Source organism: Calothrix sp. CBUCES-K 9914 (assembly GCF_059640475.1).
The window spans coordinates 1-24,246 of record NZ_JBXXZH010000036.1 but is presented as its reverse complement, the minus strand read 5'-3'; the positions used below and the strand labels follow the sequence as shown (position 1 = coordinate 24,246).

Here is a 24,246-nt window from a genome sequence, read left to right as displayed (position 1 = left end):
ATCAATAAATTATCCGTTACATCCGTTCATAATCCGTTGCAAATTTTACCAACTAATTACGGGTTGATGCCTTTTTCAAATTCGTCCACAGCTAAAATTGAATCTGAAATTGTAACACACTGCTCAAGCAACTTAATATCTAGAGAAGGCAGTAACTCGCTTGCTGTGATTAACTCATAGCCGTAGGTAGCAGTAAAAACAGTAGCTTTTGGAAGCTGTCCACTATCTCGTAGGTGGTATATTTTAAGCTGGTTAATTTCCCAAAACCATACTTCTGCAACTCCTAATCTTCGGTATATTTCTAACTTATTAACGCTGCCACTAGTAACAACTACTTCTATAACTAAGTCTGGTACTTCTTTTTCTTCCCCTATACAGTAGCATTCATCTGGTTCGGCGCCTGCTTTTCTGGCTTTGTTTCTAAAAGTGGAGCTTCCCAAAGGTACATAACGAATGCGCTTAATATAAAAGAAGCGCTCCACTAAAGTGCCTAAGTTCGTTTTTACTTTTTCATGCCTTCTCGATGGTGACACAATTTCTAATATTCCATCTAAGTAATTAATGCGGTAATGAGAGTTATCCTCTAGCTTGGCTAACAAGGACTCATAATCTTCCCAGCTAACATCACTGCTAGCAAACCTTTCCTCTGGGTCGGCGCCATATGTTAGCTCTGGCACTGTAATAAGTTCCTTAAGACTGGCTACCATATGTTAACTACCTTTGCTCAAAATTACGTGTAAACTTATATATAGAGTCTACAACTGTTATAACATCTGTAGTAGGTTGGGTGGAGGAACGAAACCCAACATCCACCCATCGCAGAACAAAAATAACTCTCAGTAAAAAATAATAATCAATCCCACCACGCAAATAACTGCTGCGATGAAACGTCAATATCATCACATCCCCTAGTAAACTTTACAAACTCACCAGCAAAGTCTAAATCTTGAACGCCTACTACTGTTATAGTATCCATACGAGTATCCCCATCTTCAGAAATAAAAGCAACACCGTCAAACGTAGCAACTGCTCCAATTTCGGTACAACGCTTGGCAAACTCGATAAACTTAGAGGATGTTTGAAAAGTTATTTTTAATACATAATCCTTCTGTTAATCCCCCCAACCCCCCTTAATAAGCAGGGCTGATTCGTTCCCTAAAAAGCTTGAAAAATCAAGGGTTTCGCGCAAAATCTGATTGGTAATTTTGCTACAGAGGCGCCTCGAAAATAGACAATCACACTTATGTTGATGTACTTAAAAGTCTATTTCACTGTTACCCATACTTATGATTTTTCTTGCTAACCATCTTGACAAATCCTGTTTGAGAGGGAATGAAACAGCCCTGCCTTAATAAGGGGGGCAAGGGGGGATTTTCCAAAGCTATAGTTTAATTTTATACTTTTCAAACAACCTCTTAGCAGTTGTCGGCGCCCCATTGAAATATGCTTCCTCAGTAGTAATATCTTCTGCTAGCAATTGTTCGAGCTGATTTAATGAGATGCCTGTAAACTTGATAGCGTTGGGTGTGTATTCGGTAATGGAGGCGCCTAAGATTTCTTTTAAGCGTTGGTTGTTTTTGGTCATAATGTCTTAAAGGTAGTTATAGAAGGGACTGTAAACATTTTATGAAGCAAACATTAGTTTTTGATTGGCAATGGGTATCCTGACTAAAGGAGAATTGCTTGAACACTGAGTAATAACTACAACAAACGCTTAAGCGATGACTAGCTCTGAAAAAGAATACTTTGAAGGGCGTTAAGAAAACAAAGAGGTTGCAGCTAATTTTAACATGGGCATCTATATATATGAGTAGAAGCATTAATCAGAAAGGAAAAATATGCAAATTGAAGAATATATTGACAAAATTCAAACAGCTTCTTTGAAAAATAGAAAAGATGCTGATTGGATTAAAAATAATCTTTTAGTAAAATTAAAACTGAATGACGAAGAGTTACAAAAATTTGAACCAATTTTAGATAAACTCCTAAATTTACCTCAACCGGAACAAATACAATCTCAAGTCTCAGAAAATCAAGTTATTGAAGTTGACTTTCCACCGATTAAAGCTATTAAGAAAAAAAATGATAGGCTTTTATGGTCTGTTATGATTCCTACATATAACAATACGAAATTTTTAGAACAGGTTTTGAAAAGTGTGCTTGAACAGGCGCCTGACCCTGAAGTGATGCAAATAGAGGTCGTAGATGATTGCTCTATACAGGGAGATGTTGAGGAAATTGTTAATAGGGTAGGTAAAGGAAGGGTTAGTTTTTATCGTAACCCCCAAAATCTTGGGTTAATAGGTAATTGGAATGCCTGTATAGAACGCGCGCAAGGAGATTGGGTACACATTTTACACCAAGATGATTTGGTGATGCCTGGATTCTACGCTAAATTACAAGCTGGTATTGAACTCAAGCCGAATATTGGCGCCGCCTTTTGTCGTTATTCATATGTTGATGATGAAGGTAATACACAGAGGGAATCAGGTTTGGAGCGGCAAACACCAGGAATTATAGAAAACTGGTTAGAGCGTATTGTTGAACAACAATTAATCCAATGTCCTTCAATAGTAGTCAAGCGTAGTGTTTACGAACAGTTAGGTGGTTATTGCTCACAAGCAGGTTATGCTGCAGATTGGGAAATGTGGAAGCGAATAGCTACTTATTACGACTTTTGGTTTGAGCCAGAAACTTTAGCTGCTTACCGCTGGCACTCTCTTTCCGCAACTTCTAAATATACTGAATCCGGAGCAAATATTGCTTACACTCGCAGAACGATTGTAATTTCTGATACTTATTTGCCAAAAGACATTGCACAAACAGTTTCGATAAAAGCTCGCGAACATTACGCATATCATGCTCTCTGTCTAGCTGACGGGCTTCTGGGTTTAAATAATTTCAACGCGGCGATTAATCAGATTAGAGAAGGGTTAAAATGCAGTGAATCTTCTAGAGTCATGAATAAACTCGCTTCTGTGTTAAGTTGTTCAGAACCATTAGTGAGACTGTTTGTGTACTTACTTAAAAATTCTCAACATGAGCAGATAGAGGCTTCTATAGTTCTAAGTCAGCAAAGCAGAACCAATGTAAGTAAGTTGGCGTTAAAAGCCAATATATTTAGATTTATAAAGAAGCTCAAGTTCAAGCTAGAGAAGGCTTTTCATTATAATTTACATTCCGTTACATAGTTTGGTTTACTCCCACTCACCTATTTAGAAGGGACTGTAAAAATTTTATAAAGCGAATGTTAGTTTTTGATTGGCAAGTGGGTATCTTAACTACAGGACATTGGTCATAACCATAACAAACGCTTAAACAATGACTAGCTCTGAAAAAGAATACTTTGAAACGCGCACCAAAAAAACGAAAAGGTTGCAGCGGATTTTAACATGGGTATCTATAGTATCTTTTGGTGGTTCTACTGCAATGGCAGTAGTTCCAACGCTTTACAACGCAATTAAAGAAACGCCAAAACAACAAACTGTATCTAATGCTTCTACTGCGTTACAAAAACAAGCTCAGGGTTTTGAGATGGTGCTACAGCGTGAACCTGAGAACCGAGTTGCTTTGGAAGGATTGGTTAATATACGACTTCAGATGAAGGATGTAAAAGGAGCAGTGGCGCCATTAGAGAAGTTAGTAAAGCTATACCCAGATAGACAGGATTATGAAGTGACGTTGGAACGAGTGAAGAAGCAGCATTAATAAATTTATTAGTTTAGGAAAAATATAAAAAAGGAGATAAAAATATATGAAAGAAAATCGTAGTCAATTCAAGTTACATATTGGTTGTGGATATAATATTAAAGAAGGATACTTTAATATCGATCAATATGTTTCAAATTCCAGCATAGTTAATATGGATATTTTTAATTTATCGATTGAAGACGATGCTGTAGATGAAATATTTACTGAGCATATGTTAGAGCATCTTACTAAATATGAAGTCCCATTAGCATTGAAAGAGTGGGCAAGAGTCCTAAAGCCAAATGGCAAATTAATAATGAACTTGCCAAATTTTGAGTGGTGCTTACAACAGTGGCTATCTAAACCAGAACAAGAGCGTTGGGATTGGCAATTAGACACTATTTTTGGCTTGCAAACTCATCCTGGTGAGTTTCATAAGACAGGCTTTACCAAAGCCCGTTTGCAGCAATTATTAACAGATGCTGGCTTTAAGGAAATCATCATTAATGATTACTGGTCTCATGCACAAAGTTGCTTTTGGATAGAAGCTAGTAAGGTTGAAACTTCTCGATATCAACAAACGGACATAATTGAAGCAAACAAAGAACATATATTTTTAGATTCTACTACCGCAACAATCAATAATAATTCTGGGTATCTCAGTATAGTTGTTCCTTGGTGGGATCATACAGAATTATTAGAGATTTGGGAACATAATCTCAAATTTTTAAAGGATATAGAAGTAATTTTTATTGATAATGGTAGCCAGCAAGAAGGAAAATTAGCACTGCAAGACTTTTGTAATGTAAATAATATTAAATTAATACGTAATGAAGAAAATCGAGGTTTTTCGGCAGGTAATAATCAAGGAGCAAAAATTGCAACAAGTGAATATGTATTATTTTTAAACAATGATATAAAAATACTAAATTTTTCAGCAAAATTTCTTTGTGGACTAGCTGGAAATGGTATTTCTGGTCCTGGGTTTATTACAAATGAATTGAATGAACTTTATATCGAAGGGTGGGCACTATGCATTAAAAGGTCAACTCTTCAAGCTTTAGAAGGATGGTGTGAAGATTATGGTCCGGGTTATTGGGATGATGTTGATTTGTGTTTACGAGCACGATTAGCAGGTTATCCGCTTACACCTGTCCCTGGAATTCAGACCTTTATGCAACACAAGCAAAATACTACGGGTCGTGATGGGCGCCTAGACCAATTAGCTTTGCATATTAGGAATCGAGGAATATTTATTAATAAATATTATTCATTACATCCAAAAATAGTTGTTGATGGTGTATTCTTTCAACTTTATCAAACTGGTATCGCCCGCGTTTGGAAATCATTATTACAAGAATGGGCAGGCAGTGATTTTGGCAAATATATAATAGTAATAGACCGCGCTGGAACAGCACCTAAAATACCAGGGATTCGATATCGGTCTTTTTCTACCTACGATTACAATAATACTGAAGCTGACCGAGAAATGCTACAAAAAGTATGTGATGAAGAAGGCGCCGATGTATTTATTTCCAGTTACTATACAACTCCTTTAACAACGCCTTCGGTATTCATGGCGCATGATATGATTCCTGAACTGTTTGGCTGGGATTTAAGAAATCCTATGTGGCAAGAAAAACATTATGGAATTCAACATGCCTCAGCTTATGTTGCTGTTTCTGAGAATACAGCAAAAGATTTAGTAAAGGTATTTCCAGATATATCTAAAGATACTGTAACTGTTGCTCATGGTGGGGTGACAAGTGTATTCTCACCAGCCAAAAAGCAAGAATTAAATGCATTTAAAACAAAATATGGAATTGTAAAACCTTACTTTCTATTAGTAGGTGCAGGAGCCGGGTATAAGAATAGTATTTTATTTTTCCAAGGATTTTCTCAGCTAGCTAGTAACAATGGATTCGATATAGTTTGTACAGGCAGTGGAGGTGTGTTGGCGCCTGAATTTAGAAGTTATACATCTGGTTGTACTGTACATATGCTACAACTTACTGATGAGGAACTAGCAATAGCATATTCTGGAGCTTTGGCGCTAGTGTATCCTTCTAAATATGAAGGGTTTGGCTTACCTATTGTTGAAGCAATGGCTTCTGGATGTCCTATAGTTACGTGTTCCAATGGTTCAATTCCAGAAGTTGCAGGTGAAGCTGCTATATATGTGAAGGATAATGATATAGAAGCATTAGCAGATGCACTGTGTGAAGTACAAAAGCTTACAGTTCGTAATGCTTTAATTGCTGCTGGTTTGGAACAAGTAAAACAGTTTTCATGGTCAAAAATGGCAGAAACTGTAAGCTCGGTGTTGATTAACACTACACTTCAGTTTTTAAACCTAAAGGAAATTAACTTAATTGTGTTTCCAGATTGGTTGCAGTCAGAAGAGGTATTAATTGCTGACTTAGAACAAGTCATTAGAAAACTTGCAACGCATCCCAATTGTCAATACATAACTTTACTTATTGAAACAAGCAACAGTGCTGATAACTATGCTGAGTTCTTACTATCTGCGGTAAGTATGAATCTTCTCATGCAAGAAGATACTGACATCAGCGAAGGGTTGGAAATTTCTTTTATGAGTCAGCTTGGTGATTTACAATGGCAAGCTTTACTGCCTCGTATCAAAGCTATAATTCCTTTAGAATATGAAGATAAAGAAGCTTTAATACAAGCAAAAGCGCAATCTCTTCCTCATTTTGACTTTGAAGATAATAGTTTTTTTTTGAGTTGACCGATAAATTGTTTAACGAGGGTAAATGGCAAGAGGCAGCAACGCAGTATCATAAACTACTAGAAAAACAAATTGGAACGGCTGAAACTTATTGGCGCCTAAGTGAGTGCTATAGACAGTTAAATCTTCTTGATGAATGCTTTGCTAATCTAAGGCAAGGCATTCAACATCATCCAGAAGACGGAAATTTACATTTTACTTTAATTATCGATTTACGCCGTGCTGGTAAAATACAAGAAGCAATTGACAGTGCCAATATCGCTTCCAACTGCTTACCGAATGATTACACTTTTACACTGCTCAAACATTTAACAGTTCCTAGCATTTACAATAATCCTGAAGAAATTGGTATTTGTCGTCAGCTATACATAAGAGGACTAGAAAATCTGATTCAGGAAACATCGCTTTTATCATCAGAAGCAAGAAAAAGCGCTCTTGATGGTATAGGTAGGTTAACCAATTTTTATCTGTCTTATCAAGCACAAAACGATATTGAATTACAGTTCCAGTATGGGAACTTAGTGCATGAAATAATGGCAGCAAATTATCCACAGTGGGTTGTGCCGTTATCCATGCCAGCATTAATACCTGGCGCAAAAATTCGTATTGGCTATGTTTCCAATTATCTACACAGCTACAGTGGCACTCTTTGGCTAACAGGCTGGGTACAGCATCATAACCACCAAAATTTTGAAATTTACTGTTATTACACAGGAAACTCTCCTGATGCAATCACACAAGAATTTCAAAATAATAGTGATTATTTTTACCATATTCCCTACAATTTGGAAGCGACTTGTCAACAAATAATTAACGATGAATTACACATTCTCGTCTTTCCAGAGATTGGTATGGACGCACCAACAATGCGAATGGCTGGTTTGCGACTGGCGCCTATACAGTGTGTAGCTTGGGGACATCCAGTTACAACAGGTTTACCAACAATTGATTACTTTTTGTCAAGCGAGTTAATGGAACCAGAAAATGGTCAAGAACATTATTCGGAGAAATTAATTCGCTTACCGAATATAGGTGTTTCATACCCCAAACCTTATATTCCTCCAGTTAGTAAAACCCGTTCAGATTATGGCTTACCAGAGAATGCTGTCATTTACTTAAGCTGTCAAGCACCGTTTAAATACCTGCCACAGTATGATTTTATTTTTGCAGAAATTGCTTGCCGTGTTCCAGAGGCAAAATTTGTATTTTTACGAGGTAGCTTATTACGGGAACGTTTACAACGCGCGTTTGATGCAGTGAGTTTAAATTTTGAAGACTACTGCGTTTTTCTCACTATTCCTGAACGTTTCGACTATTTAATGATTAACTTGCTTTCAGATGTTTATCTTGACACCATTACTTGGTCAGGTGGAAATACAAGCTTGGAAGCCATAGCGTGTAATCTCCCAATCGTTACCTGTACAGGTGAATTTATGCGTGGTCGTCACACTGATAGCTTCTTAAAAATGTTGGGAGTAACAGATACTATTGTCCAAAACGAAGCTGAATATATTGATACTGCTGTCAAACTAGGACTAGATGTAGATTGGCGCCATGAAATTGCTGAACGTATAAATCAAAATCATTACCGATTATTTGATGATACAGTTTGTGTAGAAGGTTTAGAAAGCTTCTACAAACAAATCGTTCAAGACAAACTTACCTAAAATTTCAATTTATATTTATATTATCCTACTCATCAGTAGTCAAATTTTCGCTGTGGTAGAGACCTGACTTTTCACGGCATCTTTAAAACCTCTCCCCCGACCCCGAATGTCACTGACTTAACGAAAAAATGGTGCGTGAAAGCACTTTATTTGGCGTTACATTGATTGATTGTAATAGCTTTCACACACCCTACCCAATGCACGTTGGCACCGACAAAAGCGTGAAATAGTGCCATTCAGCCTTACGGTGCGTTATGCTTCATAAGTACACCATAAGGAAGAATGAATTTTTCCAATAGTAGGTAGTTCTACCCGTCTATATATTTTTGCCACATTTGCTCATAAGCTTTTTCCATTTCACGAGTAAACTGTTTAGCATTCCACAAAGGAGCTGTTTGCCGTGACTGTCGCAATTTCCAAGAAATTTCTTGCCTTAAATTAGTATCTTTCCCCAGACGAACGCCCCATTCAACATATTCGTCATCTGTCCAAGCGATGCCTTCTGTAATACCAGCATTCATCATCATGGTGTAGCTATTACGAGCGGCGAATTGCTCACCAACTTTTGTGACTAAAGGCAAACACATCCACAGGGTTTCCATTGTTGTTGTCGCCCCATTGTAGGGATAAGTATCTAGCATCACATCAGCAATGCCTAAGTTAGCTCGGTGAACTGATTCAAAAGCAACGTCAGGAAGGAAACGTAGTTTTGAAATATCTACACCTTCTTCTTGTGCTAGCTGATAATAAAAATTTTTAGTTGATTCTTCGTCGGCAATCCCTTTTACTAAGAAGTAGCTGTTAGAAACTTCTTTAATTATTCTTAACTGCAATTTTGCTATATTTGGATGCCATTTACTTCCACGTTGCGTACATAGATAAACAACTGCATCATTTGGAATATCTAAGTCCCTACGGCGAACTGTGGGCACACCAACCTCAAATCCATCTACAGCAATATAGGTTTGAGGTAAACGCCAAATTTTCTCGCTATAGTATTCGTCTGCTGATTCTGGTAGAACGTAAGGGTCAGCTATAAAATAATCGATATTAGGAACTCCCGATGCATCCCAACCTAACCATGTAGCTTGAATAGGTGCTGGTTTTAACATCATTATTTCGCAAGTAGTATCTAATGTGATGCTATCTAAATCAATTAATATGTCAACTTCATCTTGGTAAATCTGTTCAGCCATTTCGATAACATCATTTGATTTGTATGCGGTATCAACTTGGCTTAAATACCATTCATGCAAAGGGTCAAACACTGGATTTGTATTTAGAAAATAACCACAAATTTGAAATTTATCTCTGTCGTGATGTTGAAACAACCATTTTGATAGCCATCCAACTGAGTGACGTTTTAGACAGTGAGATACGTATCCCAGTTTTAACTTCTTAGTAAATAATTCTTTTTGTTTACGCTCTGCTAGTCCTTGACGAAATTTATTTACTTGCTCTTTAGCATAAATATCGCAATTATTTTTACTAACAGACAATAGCTCATTTTGAATTCTCCTAAATTTTTTTGGACTATCTTCAAAATAAGGTGCAAAGTAGTTGGCATTAAATAATCTGACATTTCTAGTTTTTTCAAGGTTTATTGGCTTTTCTTCAATTAGTGATAAAAGTAACAATTCTTGTTGCTTAGATGTAGCATAAGCTTCTTCCCAATATCCTCCAGCAGCCATTAACCCGCGCAGAATTTGACGATTAGTAAAGATAATATCGGGTAATTTATTAGCTAACGAGTATGCTAATCTTGCTTTTCTTATACCCTGATCAAATTCACTTGCATTCTGATAAAAACAAGCTAAATGGCATAAAATTTCTATATTGTTTTCATCAATACGTAAATATAATTCACACAATTGTGCAGCAATTTTAGGAAATCGTTGAGAAAAGCCTATTTCTAGAGAAGATGGCAGTATAATTTTCAGTAATTCAACAGGTTTTTCTTTAAAATAAGGCAAACACGCTTCTACAAAATCCAGCGTTGATGGAAACAACGCAGCATCATCTAAAAAAGTTTGTAAAACTTCTTGCAGCAAATCAAAATTTAATTTAGCACGTGGTTCAGACTTAAGTATTTCAGCTATTTCAAGTTTATTTAATTCTTCTTCATTATATATATCTAGTTTGATAGCCAGTTGTGCAAGATGTAATAAATTATCAACCTCTTTAGGATTAATTTCTTTAATTTGCTGGCGAATTTTAAAACTAATTGTATATTCTTCGAGTTGTTCTCGTCTCTCAGCTTCTATCTGCAACAGTTGCATTAGTTCAGTATTCCACTGTTCGACTTGTTCTTGTTCACCTTCCAACATTGCCATGAACCAAGTCGTTTGTGCTTCTACATCTTGTCCTTGCAGTAGCAAAATTAATCCTAAATGCCAATAGTGAGATTTAACATTAGGCTCTGCTTCAATAGCCTGTTCATAAATACTTATAGCCTGAGTGTAGTTTCCTTGAATAAAAAATTGTGCAGCCATCTGCTGCCATTTCATAGGAGCAATTAAAGAAGACATAATATTTTTACCAGAAATTTTTAACGACAAATTGGGTAATGTATAATCACACTACCCAATCAAATAATAAATTTAGATACTTCTACGTATAAACATTAACTACCTAAATTAACAAAACTTGCTACAACAGCAGAACAACTCGTAGCATAAGCTGTAGCGTCTCCTACAACTGTTACTGGGTTAGCAGATTCACAAGCCAGAGCCAAAGTTAATACTTCAGATGTTGCTGTATCCCCAATTCTTGTACCAGTGACTCCAAAGTAGGATTTTAAGGCAGCTTTTCTGGCTATTGCTTTGGCTTGGGCAAAAGAATTGGTTGCGCTTGTATTAGAAACCATTGTGTAATTGTAGTTTTCACTCTGAGTTCTAATACCAATACCTAGTTCTGGAATAGTATCAGAAAATTGCTGTTTATCCAAGAAATATGCTTGTTGCGCGCGGTTAATAGCACCAACGTTTTGTCTAGCTTCAGACTGTTTAGCCTTGCTGACTTGTCCTAACAATGAAGGTAAAGCAATTGCTGCCAAAACACCGATAATAATAACAACAACTAATAATTCAATTAATGTAAAACCTTCATCAGCTTTCTTATTACGGTTGTTTAAAAAACTCAAAAACTTAGCTTGCAATTCTGGTTTGATAGCGGGTTTCATCTTTGTTTTCTCCAAAACTTATGAGATGTGTGATTAATGCGTTTCTTATTGTTTTCTATAAGTAACTTACCCAGGTTGATACGCTTTCATATCACTAACTGAAAAAATTCTGGAACAGTAACTTATTCCTTACATACGCCGTTTTCCAGAAGCACATATAAAAATATTTCTAGCTTGCTTAACAAACCTTGAATCTTATTGCAAGCTGCCTGACGACTTTCTGTTTCCGAAAGCACATCATCCACTGTTATAGTGCAGTACCAGCGTTCTACTAAGGTCGTAAATGCTTGTGCTTCTCCCCACAGAGGCAATAAGCAAGCAGCAATATCACTATCCACTTCCACAGGCGCCAGGGTAGGAAGGTTAATATAGTCGCTAATTGTCCACGACTTGCTCTCAGCGATACAGTTAATTAAATTTTCCTTAATTTCAGATGTGCGTAACTGCGGATGGAGATGTACGCGCGATGATTGCCAATCTAACTGCGTCCATTCAGCAACTGGCTTGATTTCCACATTTTGAGCAGGATGACCGCACCAAAAGTCTAGCAAGCGATGGGCTGGATGTAATAACTCAAATACATGCAACTGTTCTTCTACAGAAAGCTCTGGTAAGCTAATGGCAACAAAAGCTGGCAAATCATCAAAACTTTTAAACAAGTCCGTCAATTCCCACTTGCGCCACTCCACCATACTGATAAAATCCAAATCTGCCGCCCTTAACGCCGCGAACATCTCTTTAATGGTGTAGCCTTTATCACCCTGTAATAAATGATTGAGCAGTGCTAACCCTGGTGCGTCATCGAAAACATCATCCCAAGTTTGTTGTTTAAGAATCACGTTATCTTTTAAAGCTCGCATGATATCTCTTACTAACTCCACCTCCTGTTGTTGCGGTGCTTCTTCCATCAAGCCCATCATTTTGAATAGCTCTTGAGCTTGATAATAATAAAAACGTTGTCGATAACTATGGAGATTGGTATGAATTATTCCTTCTGGCTTTAATACCGATTGCATTACCTGTAAACCCAAAACTGGGTCAGGTAGGAGATATAATGTTTCGTCACAATTAATATAGTCAAATTCCATCCCTAACTTCGCCAACTCTTCGATGGAAAGAGCATAAAACTCTGCATCGTCAAAGCCGTTATGCTGCAAGCGCTGCCGAGCTAGTTTAACTGATTCTTCCGATAAATCTATACCAACTATTTTGGCACCGGGATTTGCCTCAGCCAAAGCTAATGATGTATATCCTGAACCGCAACCCGCATCTAAAATTACTTTTCCTTTTGTTTCTATAACTTTTTGACTTCTGAGATAAAAAGGAGTGACTAAATTATATACGTAGAGTAAATTTAACTTTTGCTTCGGTGACTCATCTAAGCAATTATTAGGATAGGGAGTCGCCTCAAACTGCTGCCGAATTTTTTCTCTTATCTGGGATGCTTGATTGTCCATTTGTGTTTCTCCTGACACTAACTGTTTTTTGGTGCTTCCCGCGTTCCAGCAAAAACTAAGTTTTTGACTTTGTGGCTTGTACTTACCCACCTTCCCCAGCTTCATGAGGCACCCAAACTTCAGTATTCCCAGTCTCGTAAAATTTCTAACACTAAAAGATGAAGATGTTACCAAATAATGGATATATAAGAGTTAGACGCTGTTGCGAATAGAACCTACAGGAGACAAAATCCTAAAAGTGGAGTGCGTGTTTAAGGGCGATACTAAATTTCCTGATTATCACCAAGAGGACTAAAAAATGGGCAAATACATTATTTTTAAGACTGAAACAATGTCAGATTCTGGGTGGGAAGAGAGGGTACTATCTCATACAGGCGCCTTAACGGATATTCTTGCAGAACACTATGACTCATCTAACTCCCCCTCACCAACACAAGGTTATAGACTAAGGGAGTATCACAAAATTGAACAATTTGCTGACTCTAAATTTCCTGCAGCTAGTACCCACAGCAGGATTGGAGATTGGGAGGTTACGAGAGTCGAGGAGTACCCATCGGGACAACCGGACAGTGGTTTTGAGGCGATAGTTATTTGCTACTGTCGCTACTCCCCTGTTACTACACCGTTGGAACCACTGCCAAAAATTCAAACTACACACTCGTTACAGGAAGTTCAGTAGGAAGAGTGGCAACGGATTATAACGGATGTAACGGATAGATCTGTTCGCTACATTCGTTACTGAGTGGCGCCTTTTAACAGAACCCTTGGATAGTCGCTCCTGTAATAACACGGCGCCGAAAATAGCTACTACATAATTCAGCAATAATTTCGACTAGTAATTGATGCTATAGCAGTCCTAAATCATTCGTAAAATTCATCTAGGAATGCTATATAAATATTTTGTTATCTAACGCTGGGTCAAATAATCCTAAAACCCAAGCCGAACCTGTTTCAGTGATGTAACGCTTTACCAACGCACTACTATCTAATAAATAAACTGCCATTCAGCGGCGTTCCTCGATTATAGTTTCTGAAACAGGCTTTCCCTCAACCTTGTATAAACGTCGCTCAGAAATTGGGTCATAGCAAGGACGCTTAATCTGTTTTACTAAGCCAGATTCTAACAGTGCTTGATGAAATGAGTCACGCGCGTGTGACTTTTCTTTATCAGCCAGATGCTTTTGGATTGTTTGGTTAAGTTGATTAAGTTCTTCTAGGGTTGTAAGAGATAAATCTATGTGCTACATTCTTGATTAAGTAGGTTATAATTACTCTAAAAGCCAGATAACATTTAGTTGCTACGAATATGGCTCGCGATGCATTTCATTATATTGTCAGGTCAGCCTTAGAAAAAGATGGGTGGAATCTTACAGATGACCCACTAATTATTAGTTCTGGAGGTGTTGGACTTGAAATAGATTTAGCAGCAGAACGTTTAATTGCAGCAGAGAAATCTGGAAAAAAGATAGCTGTTGAAATAAAAACGTTTGCAAGTGCTTCAAAAATTTCAGAGTTTCACACAGCTTTAGGCCAATTTATTAATTATCGTACTGCATTACGTATCGAGCAACCTGACAGAAAGTTGTTTTTAGCTGTTCCTTTATACACATATAATACTTTTTTCATGCTCCCGTTTACTCAAACAGTGGTAACTGAAAATCATCTAAAAATAATAGTTTACAATGTAGAAACTGAGGAAATAGTGCTATGGACAAATTAAATTTGTACAGAGAAAAAGTGAAAACTATACTCGATGATTATGCACAGCATAAATATAGCTATGGAAACATTGATATCGAAAAAATTTATGATTTAGAGCGTGACCATTATCAAATTATCAGTATAGGCTGGAATGACCAAACGCGCGTTTATAACCCAATTATGCATTTAGACATAAAAAATGAAAAAATTTGGATTCAGGAAAATATTACAGAGGTGGATATTGCTGCCGAATTAATTGAACTGGGAGTACCCAAATCTGATATTATAATTGGATTTCATACGCCTAAAGTGCGCCAGTTAACTGGCTTTGGCGTTGAATAAAAAAGTCAAAAAATGTACCTGTACTGAAAATAAATTTGCTGACTGATAACAAAACTAGCGTTCAGCAAGTAGAGCGCGTTAAGTTGTAAGTTGGTTGAAGGCGCCATCACAACCTAATATATATTTAAAAATTGAAAAAGTCTTTCAGTTGAAAAGTCTGATAGTCTTCCTTTGATTAGCGCCGAAATTTTTAGTTCGTCAATTCCTAAAAGTTCTGCCGCTTGAATTTGAGTCATGTTTGAAAAGTTAATTATTTCGCTGATATGGCGTACCAGTTCTGCTTTTACAAGCAACTCTTCAGGGTCTGGTAAACCCAAATCGGCAAAAACGTTTCTACTGCTGTCTTGTACGCTGATTTCTTCAGTCATGTTTTTCTTCCTTTTCCTGGCTACTGTATAATTAAGCTGACATTAAACGGCGCCTAGGTTCAGGAATGATACGTTCTAATTCTTGAGCCGTTTCTATCCATTCAAGCATAATAGTTTCTAGATTATTTAACGCTTCTTGATAAGTGGCGCCATCAGCAGCACATCCAGCTAATTCAGGTACTTCTGCAATAAATGCTTGGTCTTCTTCACTCCAATAAATAGTAATTTCGTAACGAATTGTCATCTCAATCTCCTAAGTTATATTTTAATATTTCTTCTATACCATCTTTTGTAAAGATGTGATGACTGCCACGAATTCGTTTATCAAGGTTAAATAGCTTATGACTCAAGCCCTAACCGAGCCTTTACCTCAATTACGAACCCATGAAGAATTCATGGATTGGTATCCCAACGACGGCAAGCGGTACGAATTACATAAAGGAGTAATTGTTGAGATGGCGCCACCTACTGGAGACCACGAAAACGTTGTTGGATTTTTAGCAGTGCAATTAGGCTTCCAGCTTTTACAAATGGGACTCCCGTATCGCATCCCCAAAACCGCATTTGTTAAACCAGATGAATCTACCTATATACCAGATATTTTGTTAATAAATCCTAATAATTTAGTCAATGAACCTCTTTGGAGCAAACAATCAACTGTAACCCAGGCAGCTTCGGTTCCCTTAGTTGTTGAGGTTGTCAGTACAAATTGGCGGGATGATTACCACGACAAGTTTGGGGACTATGAAGAAATGGGTATTCTGGAGTATTGGATTGTAGATTATAAAGCGCTAGGGGGTAAAAAGTTCATCGGAGACCCTAAACAGCCTACTTTTTCAGTATGTCAACTAGTAGAGGATGAGTACCAAGTTACCACATTCACGGGCAACCAGCTAATCATTTCCCCAACCTTCCCTCAACTTAACCTCACTGCACAGCAGGTTTTTGATGCATCTCTTATATAAGCATAAAATACAGCAGATTGCATACCCATACGATACATGTAGAGACGCGATTAATCGCGTCTCTACGTGGTTTTGGGCATTATGTTTGTACCTCATATACCTGAATATGTTGGGTAACGAAACGCCGCTCTCGCTTCGTTTTTGTTATGTCGTGCAATAACACACCCGAAAATAATGTGTTATATTGAATTAAGCGTAGTCGTTATGAGTTTGTATAACCTATTATGACAAATCCCACAGTTGAAAACGTAGTAATTATTGGTTCTGGGCCTGCTGGATATACCGCTGCTATATACGCGGGTCGTGCGAACCTAAAGCCTGTTGTGTTTGAGGGTTTCCAAGCGGGGGGTTTACCTGGTGGGCAGTTGATGACGACGACTGAGGTTGAGAATTTTCCTGGGTTCCCTGCTGGTATTACTGGGCCTGAGTTGATGGATAAGATGAAGGCTCAGGCTGAAAGATGGGGCGCCGAGTTATATACTGAGGATGTGATATCAGTTGATTTGAGTCAGCGTCCGTTTACTGTTCGCTCGGAAGAACGGGAATTTAAAGCCCACAGTATTATCATAGCTACTGGCGCCACTGCGAAGCGTTTAGGTTTACCTAACGAGCATGAGTTTTGGAGTCGAGGTATAAGCGCTTGTGCGATTTGTGACGGTGCAACTCCGATATTTCACGGTGCTGAACTCGCGGTAATTGGCGCGGGAGATTCAGCTGCAGAAGAGGCTATTTACTTAACTAAATATGGTTCCAACGTGAATTTGCTTGTGCGTTCTGAGAAAATGCGCGCGTCGAAAGCAATGCAAGACCGTGTATTAAATAACCCCAAAATCACCGTACATTGGAACACCGAAGCTGTAGATATTTACGGTAACGGGCACATGGAAGGGGTAAAAGTCCGTAATAGCCAAACGGGTGAAGAAAGTTTATTACATGCCAAAGGCTTATTTTACGCCATCGGTCACAAACCCAATACTTCTTTATTTGAAGGACAAATTGAACTCGACGAAGTAGGTTACATTGTTACTAAACCTAGTTCACCAGAAACCAGCGTAGAAGGTGTATACGCAGCAGGTGACGTACAAGACCATGAATATCGCCAAGCTATTACAGCCGCAGGTTCCGGATGTTCCGCTGCAATGTTAGCCGAACGTTGGTTGTCTTTAAATGGCTTAATTCAAGAATACAAACAGGCGCCCCATACTCCAGACAACGAACTTGAACATCAACCTGAAGCTAAAGATGGCGCCTCTGTAGAATTTAGTATTGACGCAACACGTCACGAAGGTGGTTTGGCACTGCGGAAACTATTCCACGACAGCGATAGATTAATCGTCGTCAAATATGTATCACCAGGTTGCGGTCCATGCCACACTCTCAAACCCATATTAAACAAAGTAGTAGACGAATTCGACGGTAAAATACACTTCGTCGAAATAGACATCGACAAAGACCGCGACATAGCCGAAAACGCCAACGTCACAGGTACACCAACAGTTCAATTCTTCAAAGACAAAGAACTCCTCCAAGAAGTCAAAGGTGTCAAGCAAAAAAGCCAATACCGTCAATTAATCGAAAACAACATCTAAACACTTCCCAAAAACCAAACCAACCATCTTGTGCTAAACATCTTGTGGGATGGGCATCCTTGCCCGTCCCATGAAATTATCTAAAAAGCTTTAAGACAAGACGCAGTTACAACGGAGAAAAGAATGATATCTTAAGCAAAGAAAAAAGAAAGCTGTTTTCAGAGGAAGCTCAAAAGCGTATTTAGAAGCGCGCTCAAGAAATAAAAGACGAACTTCACATTTTAAAGTAATCAGAGTAAATTATGCAAAACCTTACTAGAATTACTTGTAACCCTGAAGTTATGGGTGGTAAACCTTGTATTCGAGAGATACGTGTTACTGTCGGCGCCGTTATTGGTTTACTAGCATCTGGACACTCACACAAGGATATTTTACAAGCTTATCCTTACTTAGAAAAGGCAGATATTTATGAGGCAATTGCTTATGCGGCAGGTTGTGCAAAAAACCCAAGCGTAGCTGAAGATTAATGTAAAGCCGCCCCAAACACCCAGGTGCCAATTAATCTATACATAAAAAATTTTGACGGTTTGGGCGCCACGGACGGGTTTAGATTGTAATATCAGTAAATATATACATCTTGTTTGTAACAAATAAACTATCCGTTACATCCGTTGCTAATCAATCCACCAGAATTAATGATATGGACTACTAGTAGCTTAAATAAATGTAACAGACAGGGATGCCTGTTCCACAAGAGGTTCATAAGAGGTATATTTGTTTCACAATTTGTTAAATTTGCCCCAATGAAACATTTTGTTGCTGCGCGCGTTCAATTGGTTTAATATCCCATTGACAAAAGTCTTGTTATATATTAGAAATCTTAACTCATAACTCATAACTATATATATGGCGGTTACAAAGAGTTCTCTACCGAAGTTTCTACAGCTTCCCCAAAATCCTAGTCTTTCGCAAAAGTTAATGTATATAGGGTTAGCGTTAACTTTATTTTTTATCTTTCTGGCGTTTTTTGCGCCTCTATTACAAGCAATAGGAATACTACAAAATCCGACTGAGTTTCTTAGTAACCCTATGCATGAGGCGCCTTCTGGTAAGTACTGGTTTGGTACTAGTCGCCTTGGGTATGATGTGTTTTCTCGAACTATGTTCGGCGCCCAAGCTGCGTTACAAGTTGTAATAGTCGCGACGGCATTGAGTATGGTTATAGGTGTACCACTAGGAATGTTGAGTGGTTACATAGGCGGGAACTTAGACAAAATATTGCTATTTATTATGGATAGCATTTATACTTTGCCCGGATTGTTACTTTCGGTAACGCTGGCGTTTGTTGTTGGACGTGGAATATTAAACGCTGCTATCGCTATTAGTATTGCTTATATACCTCAATATTATAGAGTTGTACGCAATCATACAGTTAGTGTAAAGACAGAAGTCTTTATCGAAGCTGCACAGGCAATGGGCGCCAATACTTGGCAGGTTCTTAGCAAATATTTATTTTTTAATGTCATCCAAAGTGTACCTGTACTCTTTACCCTTAATGCTGCGGATGCCATTCTAGTGTTAGGTGGTTTAGGATTTTTAGGTCTAGGGCTTCCGGATGAGGTTCCTGAATGGGGGCATGATTTAAAGCAAGCTTTAGAGGCTTTACCTACAGGAATTTGGTGGACTACTTTATTTCCGGGTTTGGCACTGACGCTCATGGTAGTAGGTTTATCCCTATTTGGTGAAGGGTTAAATGAATTTGTTAACCCTCGTTTGCGAAAACAAATTAGGAATTAGATAAACGTTACCTGTAGAAACGTTATATGTAATGTAGAGACACGATATATCGCGTCTTTACAATACACGGAGACGCGATATATCGCGTCTCTACGTACAAATCCCAATTTCATTTGTTAATCTATATATTTTGTTCTATTTATTACAGAGAGTCTGAACGTGAAAGATAAGATGTCCTTGATTGCTGCTACGGCTGGCGGTTTCATGCTTTCGGTTGCTTTAACCGGGATATTACAGGGTAAGCCTGTAACTAATATAGCTAGTGAAGCTAGTTTTAATATTTCTCCTGTCACTTATGTGAGTATCAAAAAATCTGAAGTACACGAAGTCAAGAAATTAGGCTAGGTACAAAAACATCCAATGACAAATAATAATATTCAAGTTATTGGGATTGACCTAGGTGGAACAGCGATAAAGTTGGGGAGGTTTACTGTTGATGGCGCCTGTTTACAGTCGATGACGGTTGCAACTCCTCAACCTCCTGCTCCTGAATTAGTATTGAATGTCATAGTAAAAGCATTACAAGAACTTGACCCAAATAATCAAGCTGTTGCAATTGGTGTTGGAATGCCTGGACCAAGTGACCCAGAGGGACGAATTGCGCTAGTCTCTATTAATTTACCAGGTTGGCGTGATGTTCCCTTAGCCCAATGGTTAGAAGAAAAAACTGGCAGACCTACTATTTTGGCTAACGATGCTAACTGTGCTGGGTTAGGTGAAGCTTGGTTGGGCGCCGGTCGTCGGTTCAAAAATTTTATTATGCTCACCTTGGGTACTGGTGTGGGTGGCGCCGTCTTTATTAACGGTAAATTATTTATTGGACATTATGGCGCCGCAGGTGAACTAGGTTTAATTAGCTTACACTCAGATGGTCCAGAGTGTAACAGTGGCAACCAAGGCTCATTAGAACAATTTACCTCAATTCGGGCAATTAGGCGCCGTACTGGTAAAGAACCTTCTGAGTTAGGTGAATTAGCCGAAAATGGCAATGTAGAAGCTTTAAATTTTTGGCAAGAATACGGTCGAGATTTAGGTATTGGTTTAACTTCAATTATGTACGTACTGACACCACAAGCTATTTTAATCGGTGGTGGAGTAGGCGCCAGTGCAAAGTTTTTTTTACCTAGTGCCAAAGCTGAAATTGAAAAACGAGTCTTTATTACATCGCGCGTTGGTTTAGAAATTTTATCAGCAGAACTGGGTAACTCAGCAGGAATGTTGGGCGCCGCAAAATTGGCATTAACAAAAATTAAAAATTAAAAATGTAGAGACTTGGCATATTGCATCTACCTAATTCTTCTGCTACAGCAGTGGTTCCACTTCCTGAAAATGCAGGATGTAACGAATAGTTTATCTTAAATAACTAGATTTTGTTTAGCATTAATAAGTCATCCGTTGTATCCGTTGCAAGTAGTTCCCCGTTTTAAATACTTTATAAATTTTCTGTGAACAAAGTATATTTACTGATTAATTAACAAAAACAAATAATTTACTATTTACTTATTTTCTGGATTGACGATAGAGCAATTGTTGTGTCAGCTTGTATAAGTAAGAGCAATTGAGATTACTTTACCAGTTGTTTAACAATTTTTTTTGATTTTTTAAAATAGGATAAATTACAAAATGTTTCGTAAGTTTATTTTATCAAATGTTATTGTTGTAAGTTTCATGCTCACAACGTTGCCCACTATGGCAGCAAATAATATTCGTAACTTTAATAACACATCAGCTTCGACATCCTCGTCGGTACTCGTTGCAGTAGATGCGGATGCTCTTAATAAGGCGACTGAAGCGTTAGGAAGAGTAGCAGATTTGATGGTTGCCGCACAGTCTGCTAAAAGCGCCGAACAAGCAAGACAAAACTTTAATGCCGCGTTAGCAGCAATGGAAGAATCTGCTACTTTGTTAGAACAAGCTGGTGTTCCTGATGGCGCCAAAGCAATGAACCGCGCGCTTGTTTTTATGCAAGCTGCTATAAATGCTGAGTCTGATGCAGAAGCAGATCAATTAATAAAAGACGCAGGTAAAGCTTTGGATGATGTTATTGCGGCAATAGAAAAAGCTGCTAGTTAGTGCTGAGTTATGAGTGCTGAGTGCTGAGTGCTGAGTAGAATACAAAACTCTTTACTCAGCACTCAGCACTCAGCACTTTTTACTTACTTTCTACTTAACAACTAAATGAAGAGGGGTAGCTTTTTGATAGCTTACCCCTCTGGTGTTTGTTGATATTTTGCGTCCGACTGCTGCTGCTACTGGTTCTAATGTATGAACTAAGTTAATCATTTCTTCTAAGGAGAGTGCTTGTTGGGCATCGGATACTGATTTTTCTGGGACTGGATGACATTCTATAATTAATCCGTCGGCGCCACATGCGACTGCTGCACGTGATAGTGGTGCTATTAGTGTACGTCTACCCGCAGCATGTGAGGGGTCTACGATAACTGGTAAATGTGTGATTTGTTTGAGCGCTGCTACGGCACCTAAATCTAAAACGTTACGAGTATAGTTATCGAAGCTGCGAATACCACGTTCGCATAACACAACATTTGAATTACCATGACTTAATATATATTCTGCTGCCATGACGAATTCTTCAATTGTGGCAGCTAACCCTCGTTTAAGCAGAATTGGTTTACTAATACCTCCGAGTTCCTTGAGTAAGTCGAAGTTCTGCATGTTGCGACTGCCTACTTGCAGCATATCAGCATTTTGGGAAATAACTTCGATTTGTGAAATCGCCATTACTTCTGTAATTACAGGTAGATTATATTTTTCTCTGACTGCTGCTAACACCTTTAACCCAGTTTCACCCATTCCTTGAAATGCGTAAGGAGATGTGCGGGGTTTGTAAACTCCACCGCGTAATGCTTTGACAGGACATGAGTGCAGTTTTTCTGCTACGGTTTCCATTTGTTCATAACTTTCTACCGCACAAGGTCCACCGATAATGATTACTTCTTCGGCGCCGAAGGTAACATTATCTGAGATTTGGACGAGAGATTGATGGTTGGGATTTAATTTTGCGGCAAGTTTAGCGTCTTTCATGGCTTGTTTTGTATTCTTGTGAGTTTCAATTTTTGTGAGTTGAGCAAAAAAAAACCCGGAGTCTTAACACTCCGGGCTTCTACAGTTCGTCGTCATGACGTACCATTGACCCGGAGGATACCCGAACCAAAAATAAAAACCGTAAAACCAGCTTGTAAGATATGTCATGACTAGTAGTACAAATGTAGATAAATGGGATTATAGGGGTTAAAATGCAAAAACCGCAGAGTTTACGCTCTGCGGTTCACTGGGTGATTTCCATACGGAAAACTAATTCACTCCCAGTGAACCACCCAACGCCAAAAATAAAAATAGCTGCTTCTGTACATAATTGATAGTATTGCTTAAGAAACCTATAATAATCCAATCCTTTAAAATCTAGCAAGGTATAGCAGTAAAGTCAAGCCTGAAACGTAAATCCAATTGCATCGGAAGGAGGCGCCCATATACCGGACTTCATGACTGGCATCATTAAATAAAATAGTGTTTATTTTATGAAGCGTGCTGAGGGGAGTAAACCATTATAGATAATAGGTAGTAGTCAATCGTCCTACCAGGGTAAGCAAAACAAACAGAACAATTATCTCTTATCACATACCTGTTAACCATCCATTGCACAACGTTATCGATCCCACGACTCTATATGAAGCCCAGTTCCAAATCTTTATCAACAGCTTTTAACTATCATGGTGCTTATCCCTGTCCGGTTTGTCGTGTGGGTAAAATTACTCATATGCCCATGATGGAGGCAATGTCTTGTGATTTTTGTCAGCAAATCTTCACCGTCAATATTGAGTTGCAGCAACTAAAGATGCCCTCACGACAACCTCCCCTGGTTTGGCGTTGGAATGGTTTCAACTGGACAGAAGCTCAACTAGAGGGAGTTGAATTTGGTTGGGGTTACTTTTTTGCTGCACTTGCCTTCATATTTTTACCAACAGGGCTTATCGGTATAGTTGCTTACAATTTCCCCCCATCGCCAGAGGCTCCATTAAGCTGGATACCTTATATTTGGACTGCGCTGACTTTTATATCACACTTTACAATTATTTTATGGTTGTTTATTGAGATATATCAAGTACCGATACGAGCATATTTGCGAGCTATACGTGAGCGTTTGCTAACTCGGTAAATAAAACTGTTCAGAGGAGCCACCACTTTAAGTACGAATCTTGCTCCTCTGCACTGCTTGTCATCACAAAAATTAAAAAATGCTGCATTTGTGATGTGTAAAACTCAACATCAAAAGATTTACTCCTGAAAAACAGCAGATAAGGGGCTAAATCGCTCATAATTAAGATGGTAAAAATATTAATACCTTATGAGAGAACTGGAGCGATACTACCGAATTTTAGAATTGGAGCCAGGAGCTACTCTTGATGAAGTTAACCAGGCTTACAAGGATTTGGCTTTTGTATGGCATCCAGACCGTATCCCGTTAGACAATCAGCGTTTAAGAGAAAAGGCTGAGAAAAAACTTCAAGACATCAACGAAGCGCGCGAGAAGTTACGGTCACATAAATCGCGCTTCAATGTAACATCGCGCACTACCTCACAGACAGCATACAGGCAAACCACTAGACCTGCATCGCCGCCACCCAAGTCTACCCCTAGATATACATCACAATCATCTTCACACTCAACAGCACAACCAAAACCAGCACCGGAACCAACAAAAGACTCTGAACCGTCGCATAAACCCCCATCGCAAACCCAAACCCAAACCCAAACCCAAACCCAAACAACTTATAAATC

Annotated in this window: 25 protein-coding genes; 16 read left to right on the top strand and 9 right to left on the bottom strand. The window is 38.4% G+C overall.

Features of this window, described 5'->3' with window-relative positions:
* Positions 1 to 56: 56 nt before the first annotated feature.
* The 3 genes from AC2JBO_RS10945 to AC2JBO_RS10935 form a co-directional block, all read right to left on the bottom strand.
* Positions 57 to 707 carry a Uma2 family endonuclease gene (locus AC2JBO_RS10945; protein WP_496953680.1) on the bottom strand — a complete coding sequence of 217 codons (651 nt, stop codon included), beginning with the start codon at positions 705 to 707 and terminating at the stop codon, positions 57 to 59.
* A 146-nt stretch (positions 708 to 853) separates the two neighbouring features.
* Positions 854 to 976, bottom strand: coding sequence for a hypothetical protein (locus tag AC2JBO_RS10940; RefSeq protein WP_496953679.1), 123 nt, complete (start codon positions 974 to 976; stop codon positions 854 to 856).
* Positions 977 to 1,381: 405 nt separating this feature from the next.
* Positions 1,382 to 1,585: a hypothetical protein gene (locus AC2JBO_RS10935; protein ID WP_496953678.1), complete on the bottom strand. Its 204-nt coding sequence runs from the start codon at positions 1,583 to 1,585 to the stop codon at positions 1,382 to 1,384.
* Between the two features lie 253 nt (positions 1,586 to 1,838).
* Here AC2JBO_RS10935 and AC2JBO_RS10930 point away from each other — a divergent pair, with 253 nt between their 5' ends.
* From AC2JBO_RS10930 to AC2JBO_RS10915, 4 genes are all read left to right on the top strand, one after another.
* Positions 1,839 to 3,191, top strand: a complete 1,353-nt coding sequence (locus AC2JBO_RS10930; RefSeq protein ID WP_496953677.1) for a glycosyltransferase family 2 protein — start codon at positions 1,839 to 1,841, stop codon at positions 3,189 to 3,191.
* A gap of 130 nt (positions 3,192 to 3,321) precedes the next feature.
* Positions 3,322 to 3,708: a tetratricopeptide repeat protein gene (locus AC2JBO_RS10925; RefSeq protein ID WP_496953676.1), complete on the top strand. Its 387-nt coding sequence runs from the start codon at positions 3,322 to 3,324 to the stop codon at positions 3,706 to 3,708.
* Positions 3,709 to 3,754: 46 nt separating this feature from the next.
* Positions 3,755 to 6,439 carry a glycosyltransferase gene (locus AC2JBO_RS10920; protein ID WP_496953675.1) on the top strand — a complete coding sequence of 895 codons (2,685 nt, stop codon included), beginning with the start codon at positions 3,755 to 3,757 and terminating at the stop codon, positions 6,437 to 6,439.
* Positions 6,436 to 8,106 carry an O-linked N-acetylglucosamine transferase, SPINDLY family protein gene (locus AC2JBO_RS10915; RefSeq protein WP_496953674.1) on the top strand — a complete coding sequence of 557 codons (1,671 nt, stop codon included), beginning with the start codon at positions 6,436 to 6,438 and terminating at the stop codon, positions 8,104 to 8,106. Before AC2JBO_RS10920 ends, AC2JBO_RS10915 begins: the two co-directional genes overlap by 4 nt.
* Before the next feature lie 308 nt (positions 8,107 to 8,414).
* Here the strand turns inward: AC2JBO_RS10915 and AC2JBO_RS10910 are convergent, their stop codons facing one another.
* The 3 genes from AC2JBO_RS10910 to AC2JBO_RS10900 all read right to left on the bottom strand — a co-directional run bounded on the left by AC2JBO_RS10910 (position 8,415) and on the right by AC2JBO_RS10900 (position 12,744).
* Positions 8,415 to 10,634 (bottom strand): O-linked N-acetylglucosamine transferase, SPINDLY family protein, encoded by a 2,220-nt coding sequence (locus tag AC2JBO_RS10910; protein ID WP_496953673.1) that lies wholly within the window; start codon positions 10,632 to 10,634, stop codon positions 8,415 to 8,417.
* Between the two features lie 95 nt (positions 10,635 to 10,729).
* Positions 10,730 to 11,287 (bottom strand): type IV pilin-like G/H family protein, encoded by a 558-nt coding sequence (locus AC2JBO_RS10905; protein ID WP_496953672.1) that lies wholly within the window; start codon positions 11,285 to 11,287, stop codon positions 10,730 to 10,732.
* 122 nt (positions 11,288 to 11,409) lie between these two features.
* Positions 11,410 to 12,744, bottom strand: a complete 1,335-nt coding sequence (locus tag AC2JBO_RS10900; RefSeq protein WP_496953671.1) for a class I SAM-dependent methyltransferase — start codon at positions 12,742 to 12,744, stop codon at positions 11,410 to 11,412.
* A gap of 298 nt (positions 12,745 to 13,042) precedes the next feature.
* Between AC2JBO_RS10900 and AC2JBO_RS10895 the strand changes: the two genes are divergently transcribed.
* The 3 genes from AC2JBO_RS10895 (at position 13,043) to AC2JBO_RS10885 (ending at position 14,787) form a co-directional block, all read left to right on the top strand.
* Positions 13,043 to 13,423, top strand: a complete 381-nt coding sequence (locus AC2JBO_RS10895) for a hypothetical protein (RefSeq protein WP_496953670.1) — start codon at positions 13,043 to 13,045, stop codon at positions 13,421 to 13,423.
* Between the two features lie 627 nt (positions 13,424 to 14,050).
* A complete protein-coding gene (locus AC2JBO_RS10890; RefSeq protein ID WP_496953669.1) occupies positions 14,051 to 14,464 on the top strand; it encodes an element excision factor XisH family protein in 414 nt (137 codons plus the stop codon).
* Entirely contained in the window at positions 14,452 to 14,787 is a 336-nt protein-coding gene (locus AC2JBO_RS10885; protein ID WP_496953668.1) for a XisI protein, read from the top strand. Before AC2JBO_RS10890 ends, AC2JBO_RS10885 begins: the two co-directional genes overlap by 13 nt.
* A 113-nt stretch (positions 14,788 to 14,900) precedes the next feature.
* Here AC2JBO_RS10885 and AC2JBO_RS10880 read toward each other — a convergent pair whose 3' ends face one another.
* Both AC2JBO_RS10880 and AC2JBO_RS10875 read right to left on the bottom strand, forming a co-directional pair.
* Positions 14,901 to 15,155: a helix-turn-helix domain-containing protein gene (locus tag AC2JBO_RS10880; RefSeq protein ID WP_496953667.1), complete on the bottom strand. Its 255-nt coding sequence runs from the start codon at positions 15,153 to 15,155 to the stop codon at positions 14,901 to 14,903.
* Between the two features lie 31 nt (positions 15,156 to 15,186).
* A complete protein-coding gene (locus AC2JBO_RS10875; RefSeq protein WP_496953666.1) occupies positions 15,187 to 15,399 on the bottom strand; it encodes a type II toxin-antitoxin system HicB family antitoxin in 213 nt (70 codons plus the stop codon).
* A 97-nt stretch (positions 15,400 to 15,496) separates the two neighbouring features.
* Between AC2JBO_RS10875 and AC2JBO_RS10870 the strand changes: the two genes are divergently transcribed.
* The 7 genes from AC2JBO_RS10870 (at position 15,497) to AC2JBO_RS10840 (ending at position 21,519) form a co-directional block, all read left to right on the top strand.
* Positions 15,497 to 16,120 carry a Uma2 family endonuclease gene (locus AC2JBO_RS10870; protein WP_496953665.1) on the top strand — a complete coding sequence of 208 codons (624 nt, stop codon included), beginning with the start codon at positions 15,497 to 15,499 and terminating at the stop codon, positions 16,118 to 16,120.
* A gap of 224 nt (positions 16,121 to 16,344) precedes the next feature.
* Positions 16,345 to 17,709 carry a thioredoxin-disulfide reductase gene (gene trxB, locus AC2JBO_RS10865; protein WP_496953664.1) on the top strand — a complete coding sequence of 455 codons (1,365 nt, stop codon included), beginning with the start codon at positions 16,345 to 16,347 and terminating at the stop codon, positions 17,707 to 17,709.
* A 242-nt stretch (positions 17,710 to 17,951) separates the two neighbouring features.
* Complete coding sequence (locus AC2JBO_RS10860; RefSeq protein ID WP_496953663.1) at positions 17,952 to 18,176, top strand: DUF433 domain-containing protein; 225 nt, start codon at positions 17,952 to 17,954, stop codon at positions 18,174 to 18,176.
* A gap of 379 nt (positions 18,177 to 18,555) precedes the next feature.
* A complete protein-coding gene (locus tag AC2JBO_RS10855) occupies positions 18,556 to 19,446 on the top strand; it encodes an ABC transporter permease (protein ID WP_496953662.1) in 891 nt (296 codons plus the stop codon).
* Between the two features lie 159 nt (positions 19,447 to 19,605).
* Positions 19,606 to 19,791, top strand: a complete 186-nt coding sequence (locus tag AC2JBO_RS10850; RefSeq protein WP_496953661.1) for a hypothetical protein — start codon at positions 19,606 to 19,608, stop codon at positions 19,789 to 19,791.
* Between the two features lie 15 nt (positions 19,792 to 19,806).
* Complete coding sequence (locus tag AC2JBO_RS10845; RefSeq protein WP_496953660.1) at positions 19,807 to 20,706, top strand: ROK family protein; 900 nt, start codon at positions 19,807 to 19,809, stop codon at positions 20,704 to 20,706.
* A gap of 363 nt (positions 20,707 to 21,069) precedes the next feature.
* Positions 21,070 to 21,519 carry a hypothetical protein gene (locus tag AC2JBO_RS10840; protein ID WP_496953659.1) on the top strand — a complete coding sequence of 150 codons (450 nt, stop codon included), beginning with the start codon at positions 21,070 to 21,072 and terminating at the stop codon, positions 21,517 to 21,519.
* Positions 21,520 to 21,609: 90 nt separating this feature from the next.
* On the opposite strand, the gene aroF is transcribed toward AC2JBO_RS10840, so the two are convergent.
* Positions 21,610 to 22,521: a 3-deoxy-7-phosphoheptulonate synthase gene (aroF, locus tag AC2JBO_RS10835; protein WP_496953701.1), complete on the bottom strand. Its 912-nt coding sequence runs from the start codon at positions 22,519 to 22,521 to the stop codon at positions 21,610 to 21,612.
* 613 nt (positions 22,522 to 23,134) lie between these two features.
* Between aroF and AC2JBO_RS10830 the strand changes: the two genes are divergently transcribed.
* Together AC2JBO_RS10830 and AC2JBO_RS10825 are read left to right on the top strand one after the other, a co-directional pair.
* Positions 23,135 to 23,623 carry a hypothetical protein gene (locus AC2JBO_RS10830; RefSeq protein WP_496953658.1) on the top strand — a complete coding sequence of 163 codons (489 nt, stop codon included), beginning with the start codon at positions 23,135 to 23,137 and terminating at the stop codon, positions 23,621 to 23,623.
* Positions 23,624 to 23,812: 189 nt separating this feature from the next.
* On the top strand, positions 23,813 to 24,246 hold a 434-nt coding region (locus AC2JBO_RS10825), incomplete at its 3' end, for a J domain-containing protein (RefSeq protein WP_496953657.1).